The organism is Bradyrhizobium sp. URHD0069, from assembly GCF_000701345.1.
Lineage (GTDB): Bacteria > Pseudomonadota > Alphaproteobacteria > Rhizobiales > Xanthobacteraceae > Bradyrhizobium.
Genome location: NZ_JNIJ01000071.1, coordinates 1 through 15,998, shown reverse-complemented (window position 1 = coordinate 15,998; position 15,998 = coordinate 1). Strand labels below are relative to the sequence as shown.

14 protein-coding genes and 1 pseudogene are annotated in these 15,998 nt (G+C 60.4%); 2 read left to right on the top strand and 13 right to left on the bottom strand.

Annotated features, from left to right (window positions below; translation table 11 throughout):
• A partial coding sequence (locus N554_RS0128555) for an SGNH/GDSL hydrolase family protein (protein WP_029586596.1) occupies positions 1-862 on the bottom strand: 862 nt, incomplete at its 3' end.
• Positions 863-1,112: 250 nt separating this feature from the next.
• On the opposite strand from N554_RS0128555, the gene N554_RS0128550 reads away from it, so the two are divergent.
• Together N554_RS0128550 and N554_RS0128545 are read left to right on the top strand one after the other, a co-directional pair.
• On the top strand, positions 1,113-1,961 hold the full coding sequence (locus N554_RS0128550) for a helix-turn-helix domain-containing protein (RefSeq protein WP_197033786.1): 849 nt from the start codon (positions 1,113-1,115) through the stop codon (positions 1,959-1,961).
• A 200-nt stretch (positions 1,962-2,161) separates the two neighbouring features.
• Positions 2,162-3,727, top strand: a complete 1,566-nt coding sequence (locus N554_RS0128545) for an adenylate/guanylate cyclase domain-containing protein (protein WP_245283740.1) — start codon at positions 2,162-2,164, stop codon at positions 3,725-3,727.
• A 50-nt stretch (positions 3,728-3,777) separates the two neighbouring features.
• Here the strand turns inward: N554_RS0128545 and N554_RS0128540 are convergent, their stop codons facing one another.
• The 12 genes and pseudogenes from N554_RS0128540 to N554_RS36565 form a co-directional block, all read right to left on the bottom strand.
• Positions 3,778-4,152: a c-type cytochrome gene (locus N554_RS0128540; RefSeq protein WP_245283739.1), complete on the bottom strand. Its 375-nt coding sequence runs from the start codon at positions 4,150-4,152 to the stop codon at positions 3,778-3,780.
• 113 nt (positions 4,153-4,265) lie between these two features.
• The gene (locus N554_RS0128535) at positions 4,266-4,904 is read right to left on the bottom strand and encodes a c-type cytochrome (RefSeq protein ID WP_029586592.1); all 639 of its coding nucleotides are present in this window, start codon (positions 4,902-4,904) and stop codon (positions 4,266-4,268) included.
• Complete coding sequence (locus N554_RS0128530; RefSeq protein ID WP_029586591.1) at positions 4,901-5,740, bottom strand: substrate-binding domain-containing protein; 840 nt, start codon at positions 5,738-5,740, stop codon at positions 4,901-4,903. The genes N554_RS0128535 and N554_RS0128530 overlap by 4 nt, the downstream gene beginning before the upstream one ends.
• Positions 5,724-7,583: a PQQ-dependent dehydrogenase, methanol/ethanol family gene (locus tag N554_RS0128525; protein WP_081851459.1), complete on the bottom strand. Its 1,860-nt coding sequence runs from the start codon at positions 7,581-7,583 to the stop codon at positions 5,724-5,726. Before N554_RS0128525 ends, N554_RS0128530 begins: the two co-directional genes overlap by 17 nt.
• A gap of 128 nt (positions 7,584-7,711) precedes the next feature.
• Entirely contained in the window at positions 7,712-8,485 is a 774-nt protein-coding gene (locus N554_RS0128520; protein WP_029586589.1) for a GlcG/HbpS family heme-binding protein, read from the bottom strand.
• A gap of 4 nt (positions 8,486-8,489) precedes the next feature.
• Positions 8,490-9,440, bottom strand: coding sequence for a cytochrome c oxidase assembly protein (locus tag N554_RS0128515; RefSeq protein WP_245283738.1), 951 nt, complete (start codon positions 9,438-9,440; stop codon positions 8,490-8,492).
• Positions 9,441-9,463: 23 nt separating this feature from the next.
• Positions 9,464-9,817 (bottom strand): hypothetical protein, encoded by a 354-nt coding sequence (locus N554_RS0128510; protein WP_029586587.1) that lies wholly within the window; start codon positions 9,815-9,817, stop codon positions 9,464-9,466.
• Positions 9,814-10,413, bottom strand: coding sequence for a cytochrome c oxidase subunit 3 (locus N554_RS0128505; RefSeq protein WP_029586586.1), 600 nt, complete (start codon positions 10,411-10,413; stop codon positions 9,814-9,816). The genes N554_RS0128510 and N554_RS0128505 overlap by 4 nt, the downstream gene beginning before the upstream one ends.
• Positions 10,410-12,329, bottom strand: coding sequence for a cytochrome c oxidase subunit I (gene ctaD / locus N554_RS0128500; RefSeq protein WP_029586585.1), 1,920 nt, complete (start codon positions 12,327-12,329; stop codon positions 10,410-10,412). The genes N554_RS0128505 and ctaD overlap by 4 nt, the downstream gene beginning before the upstream one ends.
• On the bottom strand, positions 12,326-13,336 hold the full coding sequence (gene coxB / locus N554_RS0128495; protein ID WP_029586584.1) for a cytochrome c oxidase subunit II: 1,011 nt from the start codon (positions 13,334-13,336) through the stop codon (positions 12,326-12,328). Before coxB ends, ctaD begins: the two co-directional genes overlap by 4 nt.
• A gap of 716 nt (positions 13,337-14,052) precedes the next feature.
• Positions 14,053-14,529, bottom strand: coding sequence for a DUF2269 family protein (locus N554_RS0128485; RefSeq protein ID WP_029586583.1), 477 nt, complete (start codon positions 14,527-14,529; stop codon positions 14,053-14,055).
• Positions 14,529-15,804 (bottom strand): annotated as a pseudogene (locus tag N554_RS36565) (SDR family oxidoreductase). Before N554_RS36565 ends, N554_RS0128485 begins: the two are co-directional and overlap by 1 nt.
• Positions 15,805-15,998 lie beyond the last annotated feature (194 nt).

Genomic DNA, 15,998 nt, shown 5'->3' with positions numbered 1-15,998 from the left:
CGGAACTGAGAAGATTCGCGATGTATTTTGCGGCTAGCAAATAACCGGTTTCGGTAGGATGGACGTCAAACAAGAAGTGCTGGTTTTGGAAAGCTCGCGATCCCCCGATGCACCCGGGATCGATGCGGCACGGCAGAGCCGTCGAGAAACCGTAGCGAGTGGGATCCGCCTGGACTTGTGCCCGAAGTGCACCGTTATCGAAGATGCGGATGTGGGTGTTCGCATTGGCTAACGGGGTAAGCGCAGAAGCCAGTCCCGCATCGTATGCCGTGAAGTAGGTGGTAGCACCAGGCCCAGTCGCAATCGGCTGCGGATTGCCGAAATTGTAGTAACCGCCTTCATTGTAAGCCTGAGTAGCGCCGGCCCCTCCAGACGAATACACGACGAGGTTTGAGGCACCCAGGCCGATCAGCTGGGCGACATTGTTTCGTTGCTCGGTCAGCGCCTGCTGCGCCAGTCCCAGAGGTGTCACGGCCGGATTGAACAAAGCCGAATGATTGTTGCCTGCGCCGCTTATCACAACGAGGTCAGTTGGTCCGATCCGACTCCCTGTTGCCTGGAATTGCGCGATTTGGCCCGTGACGCCAGGCAAGACGGCTTCATTGCCCGTCCCTGAGCCACCGACTGCATAGTCATTTGCGCTGTTGAAAGTATATCGGGTCAAGCTCGGCAACTGTTGGAGGCCATTTGGGCCGTTGCCGCATGTCCCCGCCCCATTGTTCGGGTATTGGAGTAATTTGCAGAACACGCGAGTATCCAGCAAACTGTCCCCGAACGCGAAAATTGTGCCCGCTTGCTGCGCCTGAGCGCTCGCCGAGGTTGCCCCCAGGCTGCCTGCACCTATGGCGACCAGTGCTGCCATAGCGACGCGGCTTCTCGAGAATTCCCCGAAGTTCATGCTCCCCCCTTTTTTTTGCCAGTTTGCTGGCTGCCTCGGAGTGTCGCCACGGGCGTCGGAGGTGACAAGCGCATCGGCTTTCGAGTGAAGGCCACGGCTTCGCGATTCGGCCACAATGAGGCGGCGGCCGCGCGGAGGCACGCACCTTGACTTCTCCGATAGGGCGAGGACTAATTCTCACAAATAATTGATTTCTGGGGGAATGGAGGGGGAGGTGCAGGAAGACGCCAACGCGGGCATGAGGCTGCTCGGACACTTGAACTCCCCGCGCGGAGTCGGAATCTTCGCCGTTCGCGGCGTCCTCAACAATAAGCATGAAAACCTCGTCACCATCGAGGAAGCTGTGATTTCGCTCATCCTGAGCAACCCGACCGAGTTCGTCTCCAGCCGCGCGGGAAGGACATTCCAACCTATTCACCCTTTGAATTTCTGTGCAGGTGGAACGTCTTTCCTAATGCGGACCAATGGCCCGATGACAGTCGCCTCCTGCGTCTTCAGCAGGGCTTTCTTGAATGAGCTGTCGGAGATGGAGGAAGGTTTTCGGTTAGACAACCTCGACATAGTTTCCGGGATCGACTCCCCACGTCTCACGGAACTCTGCCAATCCATGTTTCGGGAGGCCTTGACGCCCGGCTTTGCAAGCTCGATTTTCGCCGAAGCCACCGGAACGACAATCGCTTTGGAAATCGCAAGGTATAATGGTGGGCGTCGATCGAAGGAGCGAACGCGCGGGGGACTTGCGCCTTGGCAACTTCGGCGTCTCGAAGATTATCTATATGCCAACCTGTCGGCGGAGCTCTCGCTTGGAAAGCTGGCAAAGTTGCTTGGCTTGAGCGTGAGACATCTATCGCGCGGCGTGAGGCAAGCGAAGGGCATTACCATCCAGCAGTGGGTTGCCCAAGAGCGCTTCCAAGAGGCGCGTCGTCTTCGGGCTGAGACGAATTTACCGATCAATCTGGTTGCGAACCAAACCGGTTTTCGAAGCGCCGCAGCCTTTGCTACGGCCTTCAGAGCTGCGATCGGTTGCACACCTAGCGATTTCAGAAAGGTTTGTGTCGATTAAGGTCCGGTTGTAGCGGCACTACCTTCGAGTCTCTACGCAACAGCAGCAGGGCTCTGGCCTCGGGATCGATGCGCAACGTGCGGCCGTTCAGCGCTTTGCCGAAACCGAGTCACTCAAGATCATCGCCGAATATACCGAGTTTGAGACCGGCAAGGGGGGGCGCAGATGCCCTGGATCGCCGCCCGCAGCTTGCGGCTGCCTTGGCCGCAGCACGCGCCGCGAAGCGCAGCGTAGTGCCGGCCACAACATTCTCGACAACCGCGGTTCGATTTGGGAGTATCTTGCTGCAGCCGGTGGTCGCGCGAGGGCCGCTGTGGCGCTGCCGTAACGCTGTCAATGAGCAATTGCTGGACGAGCGCCTGGCCGCGCTCGAGAAGGCGCGGGCGTGGAGCCCGCGGCTTGTCTCAAGGCTCGAGAGTCATATCCGGACAGCGGACGACCGGGCTTTGTTCCGTATCAATGCCTTCACGTTTGCGAAAGAGCGAAATCTTCCCGAGGGCGAGGTCATCGACCTGCTGCTCCATTCTACGGCGCTCGGCCTCTTTTCGATGGATTGGGCGCTGTTCTGTCCGCAGTGTTGCTGCGTGGTCGAGAGTTTTCGCAGTCTGAAAAGCGTGCACAACCATTATCACTGCGCATTCTGCCAGATCGGGTATGAGGCAGCCCTCGACGAGTACATCGCGGTCACGTTCACCGTCAGTCCGGTCATCCGTGAAATCGATTTCCATGATCCCGAGCGGCTCTCCGCCTGGAACGATTTCTTCAAGACCCGGAACACGCCGGATGGCGTGCTGCGGGACGGAACGCCGCTCGTGGACGCCAAGGCGACCCTTGCGCGGGTGGTGAGCTATCTGCCGCCGGGCGAGACGACCTCGCTCGAAGTCGAGGCTAGCGAAGGCATCATCGTCGGCGCGTGCCCGCAGGGCAAGGCAGGGATGATGGTGTCGGTCACCGGCGTGCCAGCGCAAGCGGCGCAGACGGTGTCTGTACCCTATGGCCAGAAGGTGCATGCGCATGCCATGAGCGAGGCGGCGCCCGGCAAGATCGTGTTCACGCTGGACAACCAGACTTCCGAGCGCGGCATGTTCGTGATCGCCCTCCTGCCGCCCGGCTTCGACCTCAGCAGCATTCCTTTGCGCTTCGTGCCGTTTCTCACCGGCAAGCGCCTGCTTACGACGCAGGCGTTCCGCGATCTCTTCCGCTCCGAGGTCATCAAGGCGAGCGAGGGCATCGGGGTGAAAGACATCACGCTTCTTTTTACCGATCTCAAGGGATCGACCGCGCTGTACGACCGAATCGGCGACCTCAACGCCTTCGCGCTCGTTCAGCAGCATTTTGATCTCCTGCAGGACGTCATCGTCCGCCGCAATGGCGCGATCATCAAGACCATCGGCGATGCCGTCATGGCCGCCTTCCTCGAACCTGTCGACGCGGTCGCGGCGGCACTTGCGATGCGGACCGAGATCGCGGCCTTTAATGCCAGGCAGTCCGACCGCCCGCTGATCCTTAAGATTGGCATCCACAAGGGTGCGGCCATCGCCGTGACGCTGAACGAGCGACTCGACTACTTTGGCCAAACCGTAAACATCGCGGCCCGTGTCCAGCAACTCGCCGACGCGGGAGAGATTTTCATATCGGACGATGTCCATGCGGCCGAAGGCGTGCAAGCACTGCTCTGCTCGCAGCCGGTCAAATCGAACGTCTTCAAGCTTCGGGGCGTGCAGCAGGATCTGCGCGTCTTCTGCGTCGCCACTCACGACGATTAAGCGGATAAGCCCTGAGATGCACGCGCTACGTCAAGCAACGGAACTTGGGCTCATTTTAGGGTGTAAAGGAACGCAGTAATGTCGCGCGAATCCTGCGGCGTGACGCCCATTCGCGGCATGACATTGCCGGGCAAGGCTCTTTGTGGGTCCTGGATCCACAACGCCATGTTTTCGGGCGAATTGCTGATAAAGCCCGCGAGGTAGGTCCGCGTGCCGACATGCAGCAGTGGTGGACCGACGTTTCCCCTTGCATCAGCGATCTGCGGAATCAGATGACAGCCGCCGCAGCCATAGTGCTTGATCAGGGCCATGCCCCGCTTGGAGTCGCCGGAAAAATTCGGCGGACCTTGCTCTGATTTCACATCGCAGCCTGCCAGCAAGAGGCTTGAACAGGCGAGAGCGATTAGCGACAGCAAAGCCTCCAAGGCGCCAGCGCGCGCACTGCTTTCGCGGACCTGCCTGCAAAACATCCGCATTCGGCAATTGAGGGAGGCTCTGCGCAGTGCTGTCCTCATCTCGCCATCTCCTGCGTGTCGCTTTAGGGCTTCTGGCCGGAGCTGAACTTCCTGGTGCCGGACCAAGGATCTGGCGTCACGACTTGCTGGGATGGAAGTTGCTCCACATCCGGTGACAGCGGCTGCTGCGCGAAGGTGCGCCCCCATTGCCGGTTCGGCTCGTTGCTTATCTTGCCGATATAGGTGACGAGATCCCAGATCACGGCGTCGGGAAGGACGGCGCCCCATGCCGGCATTCCGTTCGGACGTCCCTGATAAATCGAGAGGTAGATGTTTTCCGGCTCGGAGCCATAGAGAAAGACGTTGTTGCTGAGTGACGGCCCCATGCCGCCGCCGCCGTTGTCGGCGTGACATCCATTGCAGTTGAAGTTGATGAAATACTGCATGCCGCGAGTAGTCGCCTGCGGATCACCTTGAGCCGGATTCTTGATGGCCGGGCGTGAAGGCGATGCGCCAGGTGCGAGGCCGCTGACCGGCACTTGCATGAACACGCCGGGTCGGACATTTCCCACAGTTTCGCCGAAATCGGGCCGGAACGCGACCCCGGGCTGCTGGGCCTGCTGCGACTGGGGCAGGCTCTGCTGACCTTGTGCCGGAGCGGTGGCCGAAGCGAGCGCAAGCAAGAACAACGCCGAATTTCCTGCGGACAATCGTACATTCATCGATGTTCTCCTGCTGCCGAAGAGAGCCGCTTCTCTACGAGCGGGACGCCATAGCTCTGCAGCAAAGCCGTGATCTCACCGATATTCTGCGTGATGAAGTCATTCAATCGATCCCGCAGTGTGTGTTCACCTTTCCGCACGCCCATGGCGATGTCGAATTGAAACTGCTGCGGCGCAAATCTCTCGCCCGCGATGATTGGCACAACCGTCAGCGGGACGGCGGATTGCTTTGCCGCATAGCCAGCCAACGGACCCCATGCTGCGGCGATGTCGATCTCGCCGTGCTCGACCGCCTCGATGAGGCGCGCCGGCGGATCGGGTTCGCGGTAGTCGCCGTAGATCATGAAGCCGCGAATGTTATCGATGATTCCCTGCTGTCCGAAGGCGTGTGCTGGTGGGGTGTTGTTGCCGTCATCGCCGATCAGATGCACGCCGATGGTAAGGCCGCGTAGCCGCGGGCTGTCGATGGCATCGAGCTGCAGATGCCGTGCGGTTTGGCTGACAAAGACGTAGGTCGAGCGATAATAGGGCCGAGTGGTTTCAACGAGGTCATAGTGCGCGGGAACACCCATCACCAGGTCGCAATCGCCGGCCTTCAGCGTATGACGGATGAAACCACGGCGCTGCGCCCACCAGGTGTACGAAACGGCCTTGCCTAATTTCTGCGCCACCATCTCGGCAAGCCTGTTCTCAAAGCCTTCTCCGGCGCGATTCGAGAACGGCAGATTGTTGGGATCGGCGCAAACCCGCAGGGTCTCCGGCTCGGCAGCGACCGAGGCCGCCGCCTGCAAGGTGGCCATCGCCAGCAGCAAAACCGAGCTAACGAGGCTGCGCATTGCTCTTGTCCTTCGGCGCAGCCGGACCCAGCTTGAACACTAAGAGCTCGCTGCCTCCTGCCGTATAGAACGGAAGATCCTGCGTAGCGCCGGTGAATCCCAACGCTGCATTGCGAACGCGCGGATCGACTTCGGCGTTTGCGACCACGCCGGGCCATCCGCCGACGCCGGACAGGATAGCCACATATTGCTGGTCGTCAGAACCGCGATAGGTCACTGGTTGGCCGATAAAGCCGGACCCGGCGCGGAATTGCCACAACACATTGCCGTTCATGGCATCGACGGCTTTGAACATACGATCCATCGTGCCGTAAAATGTCACATCGCCTGCGGTGACAAGCGTGCCCGTCCAGACTGGTAGCTTCTCGTGAATCTCCCAGACCTTCTTCTTGGCGACCGGATCCCACGCCATGAACTCGCCTCGGTAACCTCCCGGCCCGGCGTACATGTCGACAGAAGCACCGATGAACGGTGTCCCCGCGATATAGCCGACCTCGCTTGACTTGAAATCCATGCAGAGGTGCTGGTGCGGCACATACAACAGCTTGGTGCGCGGCGACCAGGCTGACGGCTGCCAGTCTTTGGCGCCGGGAGCGGCCGGGCAGATGTCATTGATGGTCTTCCCGAGGATCGGAGTTTTCTCGCCATTCGGAATGATCCGGCCGGTCTTCAGGTCGACGCCCTTGTATGAATTCACATGATCGTAGGCGTCCGCCGAGATGACCTCGCCCGTCGCGCGGTCCATGACATACATGTAGCCATTGCGCCCGGGGTGGATCAGAACCTTACGGGTCGTGCCGTTGATATCGAGATCGACGAGAACATTTTCATTGATCTCGTCGTGATCGAACAGGTCATGCGGATTGATCTGGTAGGCCCATTTGGCGCGCCCCGTGTCCGGATCGCGCGCGAAGATCGCGGTACTCCAGAGGTTATCGCCGCTGCGCTGATTGGCATTCCAGGGACTCGGATTGGCCGTGCCGTAGTAAATCAGGTTGAGTTCGGGATCGTAGGAGATCCAGCCCCACACCGTGCCGCCGCCGACCTGCCAGCGACCGGCCGGCCAGCTTGTGACGCCAAGATCCTTGCCCTTGAGATTGTCGTAGAACGGCTTGAAGTCGTCGCCGATCAGCACCTCGCTGTCGGGGCCGGTCGAATACGCCCGCCATTTGATTGCGCCGGTATCCTCATCGAGCGCGGTGAGCCAACCGCGAACGCCGAGTTCTCCGCCGCTGTTGCCGACCAGCACCTTTCCCCTCACGACCACCGGCGCCATCGTGATGGTCTCGCCGCGGTTGATCTCGCCCAATTTGGTGTGCCAAAGCTCCTTGCCGGTTTTCGCGTCAATTGCGACCGTGTGATTATCGAGCGTGTTCAGGAAGACCTTGCCATTATTGAAGGCCAGTCCGCGATTGACGACATCGCAACATGCCACGCCCTTTGCCGCGGGCTCCGGGCGCGGGGCGTAAGCCCACTTCAATTCGCCCGTCGTGGCGTCTAGCGCAAATACCCGGTTCGGGTAGGGGCCGTCATAGGGGCCGACGACATACATGGCGCCGTCGATGATGATCGGCGCTGCCTCCTGTCCGCGATCAGCGCCGATCGAAAAAGTCCAGGCGATCTGAAGCTGCGACGCGTTGGAGGTGTTGATCTGGTCCAATTCGCTGTAGCGCGTATTGGCATAGTCGCGCGCGGCCATCGGCCATTGGTTGGCATCCTTCATCCGTGCAGCCAATTCGCTCGACGCAGCCTGGGCGAAAACCGGATTTGTGAGCCACGATGTTCCGATCAACACTATCCAGCCGACTACCAGCGCGGTATCGCGAAGACAGGTCCAGATCATCAGCGGCACTCCGCAGGACATGCAACATCGGACGGAAGCTCCGTCCAGACGGAACCTACAATCCTTTCCCACGGGTTTTGTTCCTGACGCGCGGCGCGCTTGATCCGCGGGCAATTTCTGCGCTTCGGCTATCTCACCGCACTCGAGCTGACTCCGGCGCCGAGATCGACGGCGATCTGGTCTTCTCTGCCGTCGCACTTCGGATGCCCAAACCCGGACGTGCTCTTTCCGTCCGGCCCAATGTCGTAAATGATCGCATCCTTCATGTTGGGACTGACGCCGGCCGGCACCTTGTCCAGTCCGAGGAAATGCCGCACACGCCACGCCACGTTGTGATCCGCGCACGCGCTGTCACCGCTTACGCCGAGCGCGCCTGCCACTCCGTTGCCGTCGTAAAGTGCCAGCCCGCCGCCGAATACGATGATGCCGCCGAGCGTCTTGCCGACCAATGGGTCCTGCGCGCTGCCGTACTCGGAAGGCTGACCGGCATAAAGCGCGGTGGGGTTCGGTGGACTGCTCAGCGCTGTGCCAAACAGATATCCGCCGGGTTGCGCCTGGGCGTAGAGATTGGCAGTCGCAATCGCCTTGTTCGGAAGGCTGAAGGCGTTCGCGGTGTTGGCTTTTTCCGCAGCGATGGCGCGGCTCCCGGGCCACTGGTCATCGGTCTTGTTGCCGCTGAAGGCCACGGCGCACACAAGGCCTTCGCGATTGACGACGGCGGCCCATTCATTGTTGTCAATGCCGCCATTGCTGGGACCGCCGCTCGGCTTCACGCTTTTCTTCAGGACGTCAGCCAATCGATCATGACCGACGGGGCATGAGGGGCTGTTCGGTCCCTGTGCGGCGATGGGCGATGCAGCCAGAACTGCAAGCAGCGCGCTCAAGATTACGACCTTGTGCATCGGATCAAGCTCCAGTGACGGTTTTTCGCGCGGACCTCGGTTGAACAAAATCAGCCGAGCAATGTTCCTGTTCTGGAAGCGATACCGCGCGCACCGCCGAACCCGACAGCGACAGCCAGCGATACGCGAAGAACAGGCCGGCGCAGGTGTAGAGCGTGCCCATTGGGATCCACATCAGCAATCCCGCGAGCTGTTGATCTTCCAGCGGCGTCAGCCCGAACTCCGCAGCAAGAAGCCCCTGTTGCAGGAACCAGAGACGGGGCGAGAGCGTGAGCAGAGCGCCCAGCAGACCGGAGTGCAGGACGGTAACGAACAGGCAGGCGACGCTAACTCCGTCGCGAATATGCGCACTTCGGCCGGAGCCTCGTCCGTAAAACAGCACCCACCAGAACAACAGGGCTGTGAGGAAGAAGCTGATGTGCTGCAGCCGGTGCACGGCGCCATTCTCGAGAACCTGCCGATAGAGCGGCGGCGCGTGCCATAGCCAGAGCGCAAGACCGTGCAGCGCCGTCGCGGTGACGGGATGGCTGACGGCACGCCAGCAGGCAGCGATCAGCCCCGTGGTGACCAGCCGACCCGCGACCGGTCGCCAACGTCGAGGCAGGCTCCACAGCAGCGCGCCATTGATCCGCGCATACGCCATCAAAGGTGCGGCGACAACCATCATCAGCCCGTGTTCGATCATATGGGCGCTGAACAGCCGCTCCCCCAGCCAGTGCAGAGGAGAGGTAATGGCAAGCGCGAGCACCAGCCAACCCGTCCAGAATGCGGCAACTTGCGCGACCTGCACGCCATGGCGGAACCCGGCGGCGTGCCAGACCCGTTGCGTCCCGACATAGAAGCAGATGCCGATGAGATAGAGCGGAGTCAGCAGCCAGGCATCGTAGCTCCACGCTAACAAGGAATTGATTGCACCTGATACGTCATGTGCGGCCGCCGGCGCAGCGATCAGCATCAGCAGAATCGCGGCAAGCCATCTCATCGCAGACATGGACTGATCATCAAGGCCGCTGCCAACTGATTCAGGATGACCAGCGCAAAGATTATGCCGCTGCCGACGCCAAGCCAGGCCATGAAGTTTTGTACGCGGCCCCCTTGTGCCTCTGTCCACTCCTCCGGTGCGTCGCCGCGAATGGCGCCCAACGATATCAATGTCCCTGATATCGCGATGAGTGCCATCACAATGGAGAGGATTATCGTCGCCGGCGTTGGCCTCGCGCAAGCATGGGGGGTGATCGCGTAAATCGTTTGCAGGTTGACCGCCCAGGCTGCAGGGCCCAGCGCCACGCCGAGCCAATAGAGCGGAGTTTTGTATGCGCTGCTCGGGTTCATAGCCGCGGGGCCCAATCCAGGAGGACGTAGAGCGGCAGCCAGGCGATGACGACGAAGTTCCAGTAGAACACGTTGTCGGTGACGTCGCTGAACCGTCGCGGGGTGGCGTGGCGCGTGAACATCAGGACCGTCAGCACAAGTGTGTCGCCAACATCCGTGGCAAGGTGCGTTGTGTGGAGCGCGAGCACGAACCAGACCGCGGAGCCATAGGCATCCAGATCCCATCGCGTGTTGAGATGCGCGAATTCGAACCCGCGGATCACCAGCAAGGCGAGGCCAATCAGCGACATGATGACGAGGCCGATGCGCACGCCTCGCAGATCGAATCGACGGGCCCAGCGGTTTGTGAACTGGTTCGGGATGGCGCTGAGAACGTACACGGCCGTCTCAAGCGTGCCCGGCCATAGATCGGGCGGCGGAGAATTGAGCGGCCATTTCGAATTTACAGCATAAAGATAGAGATACGCCGCAATCGCGACCGCAAATCCCATTCCTTCGAGAGCGATGAAAGCCATCGCGCCCCACCATGGCCCGGTTTGTGACCCGAAGCCATAGGTCGGCAGTTCGTTGACGTTGCGGACGATGGTCTGCTTCACTCTTCGTCCTCCTTGCTGCCGGTCGGCCAGAACCAGCCAATCAGCGCAATGGCAATTGGCGGCGTCCCCCAGACCGCGGCCCAGGGCGTGAAGATCGAACCGACAAAGAATGTCGTCGTGGCAATCGCCGTGAGCAGGGGCCAGATGCTCGGCTCCGGCGATGCCTCGCGTGTGTGCGGCTCGGCATCCGCAATTGAACTGAGCAGCACCTCGCGTCGCTCTACGCTCAAGCCGGCGACCACGGGCAGGTTGACGCCCTCCGCCCACAGCGGATCGCGATGGGTCACCAAGGGGATCCGGGAGAAATTATAGGGCGGCGGCGGCGAGCTGGTTGCCCATTCGAGCGTCGAAGCATCCCAGGGGTTGTCGCCCGCGCGTTCGCCGCGATTCAGGCTGAGAACGACATTGGCGATCAGCAGCGCAAAGCTGGCGGCAAAGACCAAAGCGCCAGCGCTTGACAGGAAATTCAGATGGTCCCATCCCAGCTCCGGCGTGTAGGTGTAGACGCGCCGGGGCATGCCCATCAGCCCGAGGATATGCATCGGAAAGAATGCGACATTGAAACCGATGAAGGCCAGCCAGAAATTCCAGCGGCCTAGCGTTTCGTTCAGCATCCGCCCGGTAATTTTCGGAAACCAGTAGTACACCGCGCCGACGAGCGGGAAGACGGCGCCGCCGATCAGGACATAATGGAAATGCGCCACAACGAAATAGGTGTCATGCACCTGCATATCGATCGGCACTGATGCGACCATGACGCCTGAGAGGCCGCCCAAAACAAAGATCGCGAAGAAGCCCAACACGAACAGCAACGGCGTGCGATAGACGGGACGGCCGTCCCAAAGCGTTGCAAGCCAGCAGAAGATCTGCAGCCCGCTCGGGACGGCGATCAACATGCTCGAGGCCGTGAACATGCTGGCCCCGAGTTGCGGCAAACCGGTAACGAACATGTGGTGTACCCACAGCCCGAACGACAAAAAGCCGGTGGCGATCAGCGACAGGACGATGATCGTGTAGCCGACCACCGGCCGCCCGGCGAAGGTCGCAATGATCATCGAGACCATGCCGGTGCCGGGAATGAAGATGATGTAGACCTCAGGATGGCCGAAGAACCAGAACAGGTGCTGCCACAGCAGCACGTTGCCCCCGGACGCCGTGTCGTAAAAATGCGTATTCACGAGGCGGTCGAGGATCAGCGTCGTCGAGGCGACCATGATCGACGGCATTGCGAGCAAGACGAGGAAGGAGGTCACCAGCATCGCCCAGACAAAGACCGGAATGCGATCCAGCGTCATGCCGACGGCGCGCTGCTTGAAAACCGTAACAACGATCTCGACCGCGACCGCAAGGGCTGCGACCTCGGTAAACGTGATCATCTGCGCCCAGACATCGGCGCGTTTGCCCGGGTTATATTGAAGGCTTGAGAGCGGGACGTAGGCGAACCAGCCGACGTCAGGACCGACATTGAACAGGAACGCGATCCACAGGAAGCAACCGCCGAACAGAAATATCCAGTAGCTGAACGCGTTGAGCCGTGGAAAGGCGATATTGCGCGTCCCGACCATCAGCGGAACGAAGTAAACGGCGAATGCTTCCATCACCGGGACGGCGAACAGGAACATCATCGTCGAGCCGTGCATCGTGAAGACCTGATTGTACAGGTCCGGCGACAGCAGCTTGCGTTCGGCGCCTGCGAGTTGCAGCCGCATCAGCACGGCAAGTAAACCTCCGAGAATGAGAAAAGCGAAGGCTGTGAGGATGTATCGTTTGCCGATCACCTTGTGATCGACCGACGTCAACGAGCCGAGCCAGCCGGAAGGCGTATGCCATATTCGGAGCAGCAAAGCCGCGAGCTCAGATTGCTCCAACTGGTTGTCGCGCAAGTGGCGGGCAGCGTCTCTGGCGAGGTCGCTCATTGCAACTGCTCCAGATAGTGAAGGATGGCGATCAGTTCGTCCGATCGGAGCGACATCTTCGGCATGAGATTGCCGGGCTTGATGTGCTGCGGGTCGGCAATCCAGGCAGCGAGGTTGCCGGAGTTCCGCGGCAGGGTGCCGGCGGCAATCGTTTCCCGACTGGCGATGTGCGTCAGGTCCGGGCCGAGCTGGCCGCCGGCGAGCGTGCCGCGGATCGTATGACAGAGGCCGCAGCCCCGGCCGCGAAAAAGTTGCTCCCCGCGGATGCTGAGTGGATCGCTAGGGCTCGGCGCGCTCTGGTTCTGGTGATCGCGCCAGCGGCGATATTCGTCGGGTGGCAAGGCGGTGACGGTGAACGCCATATGGGCGTGCTGCGCGCCGCAAAATTCGGCGCATTGCCCGCGGTAGACGCCCGGGCTTTTCGCGGTGAACTGCACCGTATTCTGTTGGCCGGTGACCAAGTCCATCTTGCCGGTCAGGCTCGGCACCCAAAAGCTGTGAATGACGTCGGCAGACTCCAGCTCGGCCGTGACGGGCTGACCGACCGGCACGCGGATCTCGTTCGCCGTCGTAAAACTTAAGTGCGGACTGTCGGCCTGATACTGAACCTCCCACCACCATTGGTGTCCGATGACCTTCACCGTCACCGCAGCGGGATCATTGGCGAACACGGTTCGCTGCGCACCATAGCTCACGACCGATAGGGCCAATACGGTGATCGTCGTGGCAATTCCGGCAACGAGAATGGCGCTGCCGGCGCGGCGCTCAAAGACGTCATGCGGATCGAGCGGCTGGTCGCGGGGCCGCTTACGCTGGATCAAGCCGAGCAGCAGGGCCAGCATCACAGCGGCCCAGACAACGGTGGACACCGCGATGAAGATCAGCAGGATGCGCTTGATCTCTTCCGATTGAGCGGCCTGCGCATTGAATGCAGATTGCCGTCCCGAGCAGGAGGTGAGGAGGCAGGTCGCGGCAACCGCAAGACACGATCTCAACCAGACAACCATCTTGTCCCGAACTCATATGCATCGAACCGGCGCAACCGCGCGGAGCCACAAAGGTTCCAATCACGCTAAGGGCTGCGGTTCGCTCATTGAATGCCCAAGCACTATATCTATCAGGTGCGGACGCTCTAAACCGTTGATAACACTGAAGGTCCACTGGGCTTTGGAGGATCGCCCACCGCGCCATGCTGGAGGCGGCGTACCCAGAGGGGACTGCGAGTTCTTTGAACCAGGCGCTAGAAAGGCCATCCCCGCGCCGCTATGGCCATCGCGGCTCCGCCGACCCCCATCATCAGCAGTACGAGCAAGATTGCGATCAATCCGCCAGGCTCCGTAAAGGCAGCGAATTCGCGCGACAAAATCTTTTTCATGCCGCGTAAACCGCGAATGGACGAGAGTGTTCCTGCAGCGGAGAATCCTCCCGGATGACTTTGCGAAAGTGGGATACCAGCGAATGAACTTTATTCGAGGTGCGAAGAGCGGGCTTCACGCGAAGGCCGCAGCACGGCGCGCCGAGGCGGGTCGGCGACGAGGCAACCCTCTCCAGCTCCTGCCTTATCGCTCCTTTACCAACCTCGATGTCTCCCCACCACCTTCCTAGAACGTATAAGGTTCCAAACTGCAGCAGCTCGGTTGACTGCAATTTGACGCTGAGGCCGAATTTTACCGCTCTTAGCGCCGGAATTCAGGACGCTGCCGTTTCCACGGCCGCCGCCAATTCAGAAAAAAGCCATCTGAGGTTTGGCTATCATCAACCACAATATGGCGGCGACGGCGGTGAAAGCTGGAATGCCGAAGGCAAACCAAAGCCAAAAAATTCGATGATATTCGTCGGGAAGCGGCGTGCTCTCCGCCAGGGCCTTTGCGGCGAGATCCCTCAGGCGCATTTGCATCCAAACCACCGGCAGCCACAGCGCGCCCGTAAAGACATACAGCACGATCGACCAAACGATCCACCCATCCCAGAACGAATAGCCAACGTGCCAGACAAGCAGCGAGCCCGTAAGGGGCTGCACGATGACGGCTGTGGCGGTAAAGATGAAGTCCGCAATCACAACGATCTTAGCGACGCCCGCGATGACGGCAGGCTTTCCGCCGAGGTGAGCCGCAAGCATGAAAAAGGCGATTCCCGCTCCCGTGCCAAGCAACACGGCAGCGCCCACGATATGGAAATATTTGAGAATGAAATACAGCATCATCGATCCTGTAAAATCGCCAAGGCAACGAGATGCGCCACGATGATCGGCCAGATTTTCAGCATCGGTCCCAACGGGTCGGCCCAGAGGCGAGGCACGAGTATGGTGCCGATGATCGCATAGATGAAGGAGATGGCGATCGCCCCATAGAGCCCGTAGCGGCTGGTCGGCCGGTAGGCAATCGCGATTCCAATGGCCAGGTCGGCCAGCGCGCCGGCGACGACCGTAAGCGCGGCACTCGCTCCTTCCACGCCGCCCTCGCGCATCAGGCCGACACCATAGTCCCAACCAGGTCCAAGCGAAACGAACGCGGTTGAGATCCAGAATAGACATAAGACGATAAATAATACCGGCTTCAGCAAATACATGCGCGCAAACCAGCGCTCCTGCACAGAGGCTGGTTCGGAGGCGAAAAATTCCGGAAGGCCTTTTGGGTGGATCCCAAGCCGCTGCATATCGTCGAGATTGCCTACAGCGCCTCGCGCTATCTCCCGTTCGGCAGTGCTTCGCACGGGAGGCCGCCAGCCCAGAAGCGAAATCATATCGCCAAATTTGTAGAGGACGCTTGAAGCGAATTGAGGCAGGTGAATCTCGCGCGCAGGAGACCAGCGGTACCAACGGCGGAAGAGCGAAACAGCTTCGGAAAAAGAGTACCGACGGGCCGACCAGTTCGACAATCCTTCGGGTGGCCACGGCAGGGTCGAGAAAATGCTCTACCGTCCTTACGACGTCCTCAAGCAGGACGATCTGGAGCTGCCCGGTGTTGGGCATTACCGAAATCGCCGGGAGAGCGGCTAGGCCTCGCATAAGCGCGCTGGCACCGTAGGCAGGCAGGCCGATCACCACGGAAGGCCGCAAAATGACCCAATCGAGGTCTCGCGCCATAAGAGCCTTGTCGCCGGACAATTTGGTTTCAGAAAAAGCGCTGGGGGTCTCCCGGTCGATACCGATGGCGGAAAAATGGATGACACGGCGAATTGCGAGTTGCTCACAGGCGGCAAAGAGGTTCGCAATGCCGTGGTGATGGACCATCGTCGTGGAATCTTTTGGGCTGTCCTGAAGCACCCCTGCGCAATTCACGATGGCTTCGACGCCGTCGAGATAACGCAACCAGTAAGACGGCGAGGTTGCCTTGGAGATATCAACAGCGACACCGTTTGCGCTCGCACCCGGCGCGCTTCTGCTCATCGAAACAATCGAATGACCGCGCGAAGACAAATGAGCCACCACAGCCGATCCGATCAGTCCGGTCCCTCCGATAATGGCTACCTTCATGACGGCCCTCGGCTATCGGCAGTCAGGCTCGCTTCCGCGACTTCAACCCTCGAACCAGCTCCTCCAAATAGGGGAGCAGTTCGAAGACCAGGACGGCGGATAAGAACGCGGCGACGTAAGTCCACGGTAATGGATCCGGCTTTAACGCGATGCGAAAACGGGCAGCCTCAGGACCCAGCCCGAACAGGCTGAGA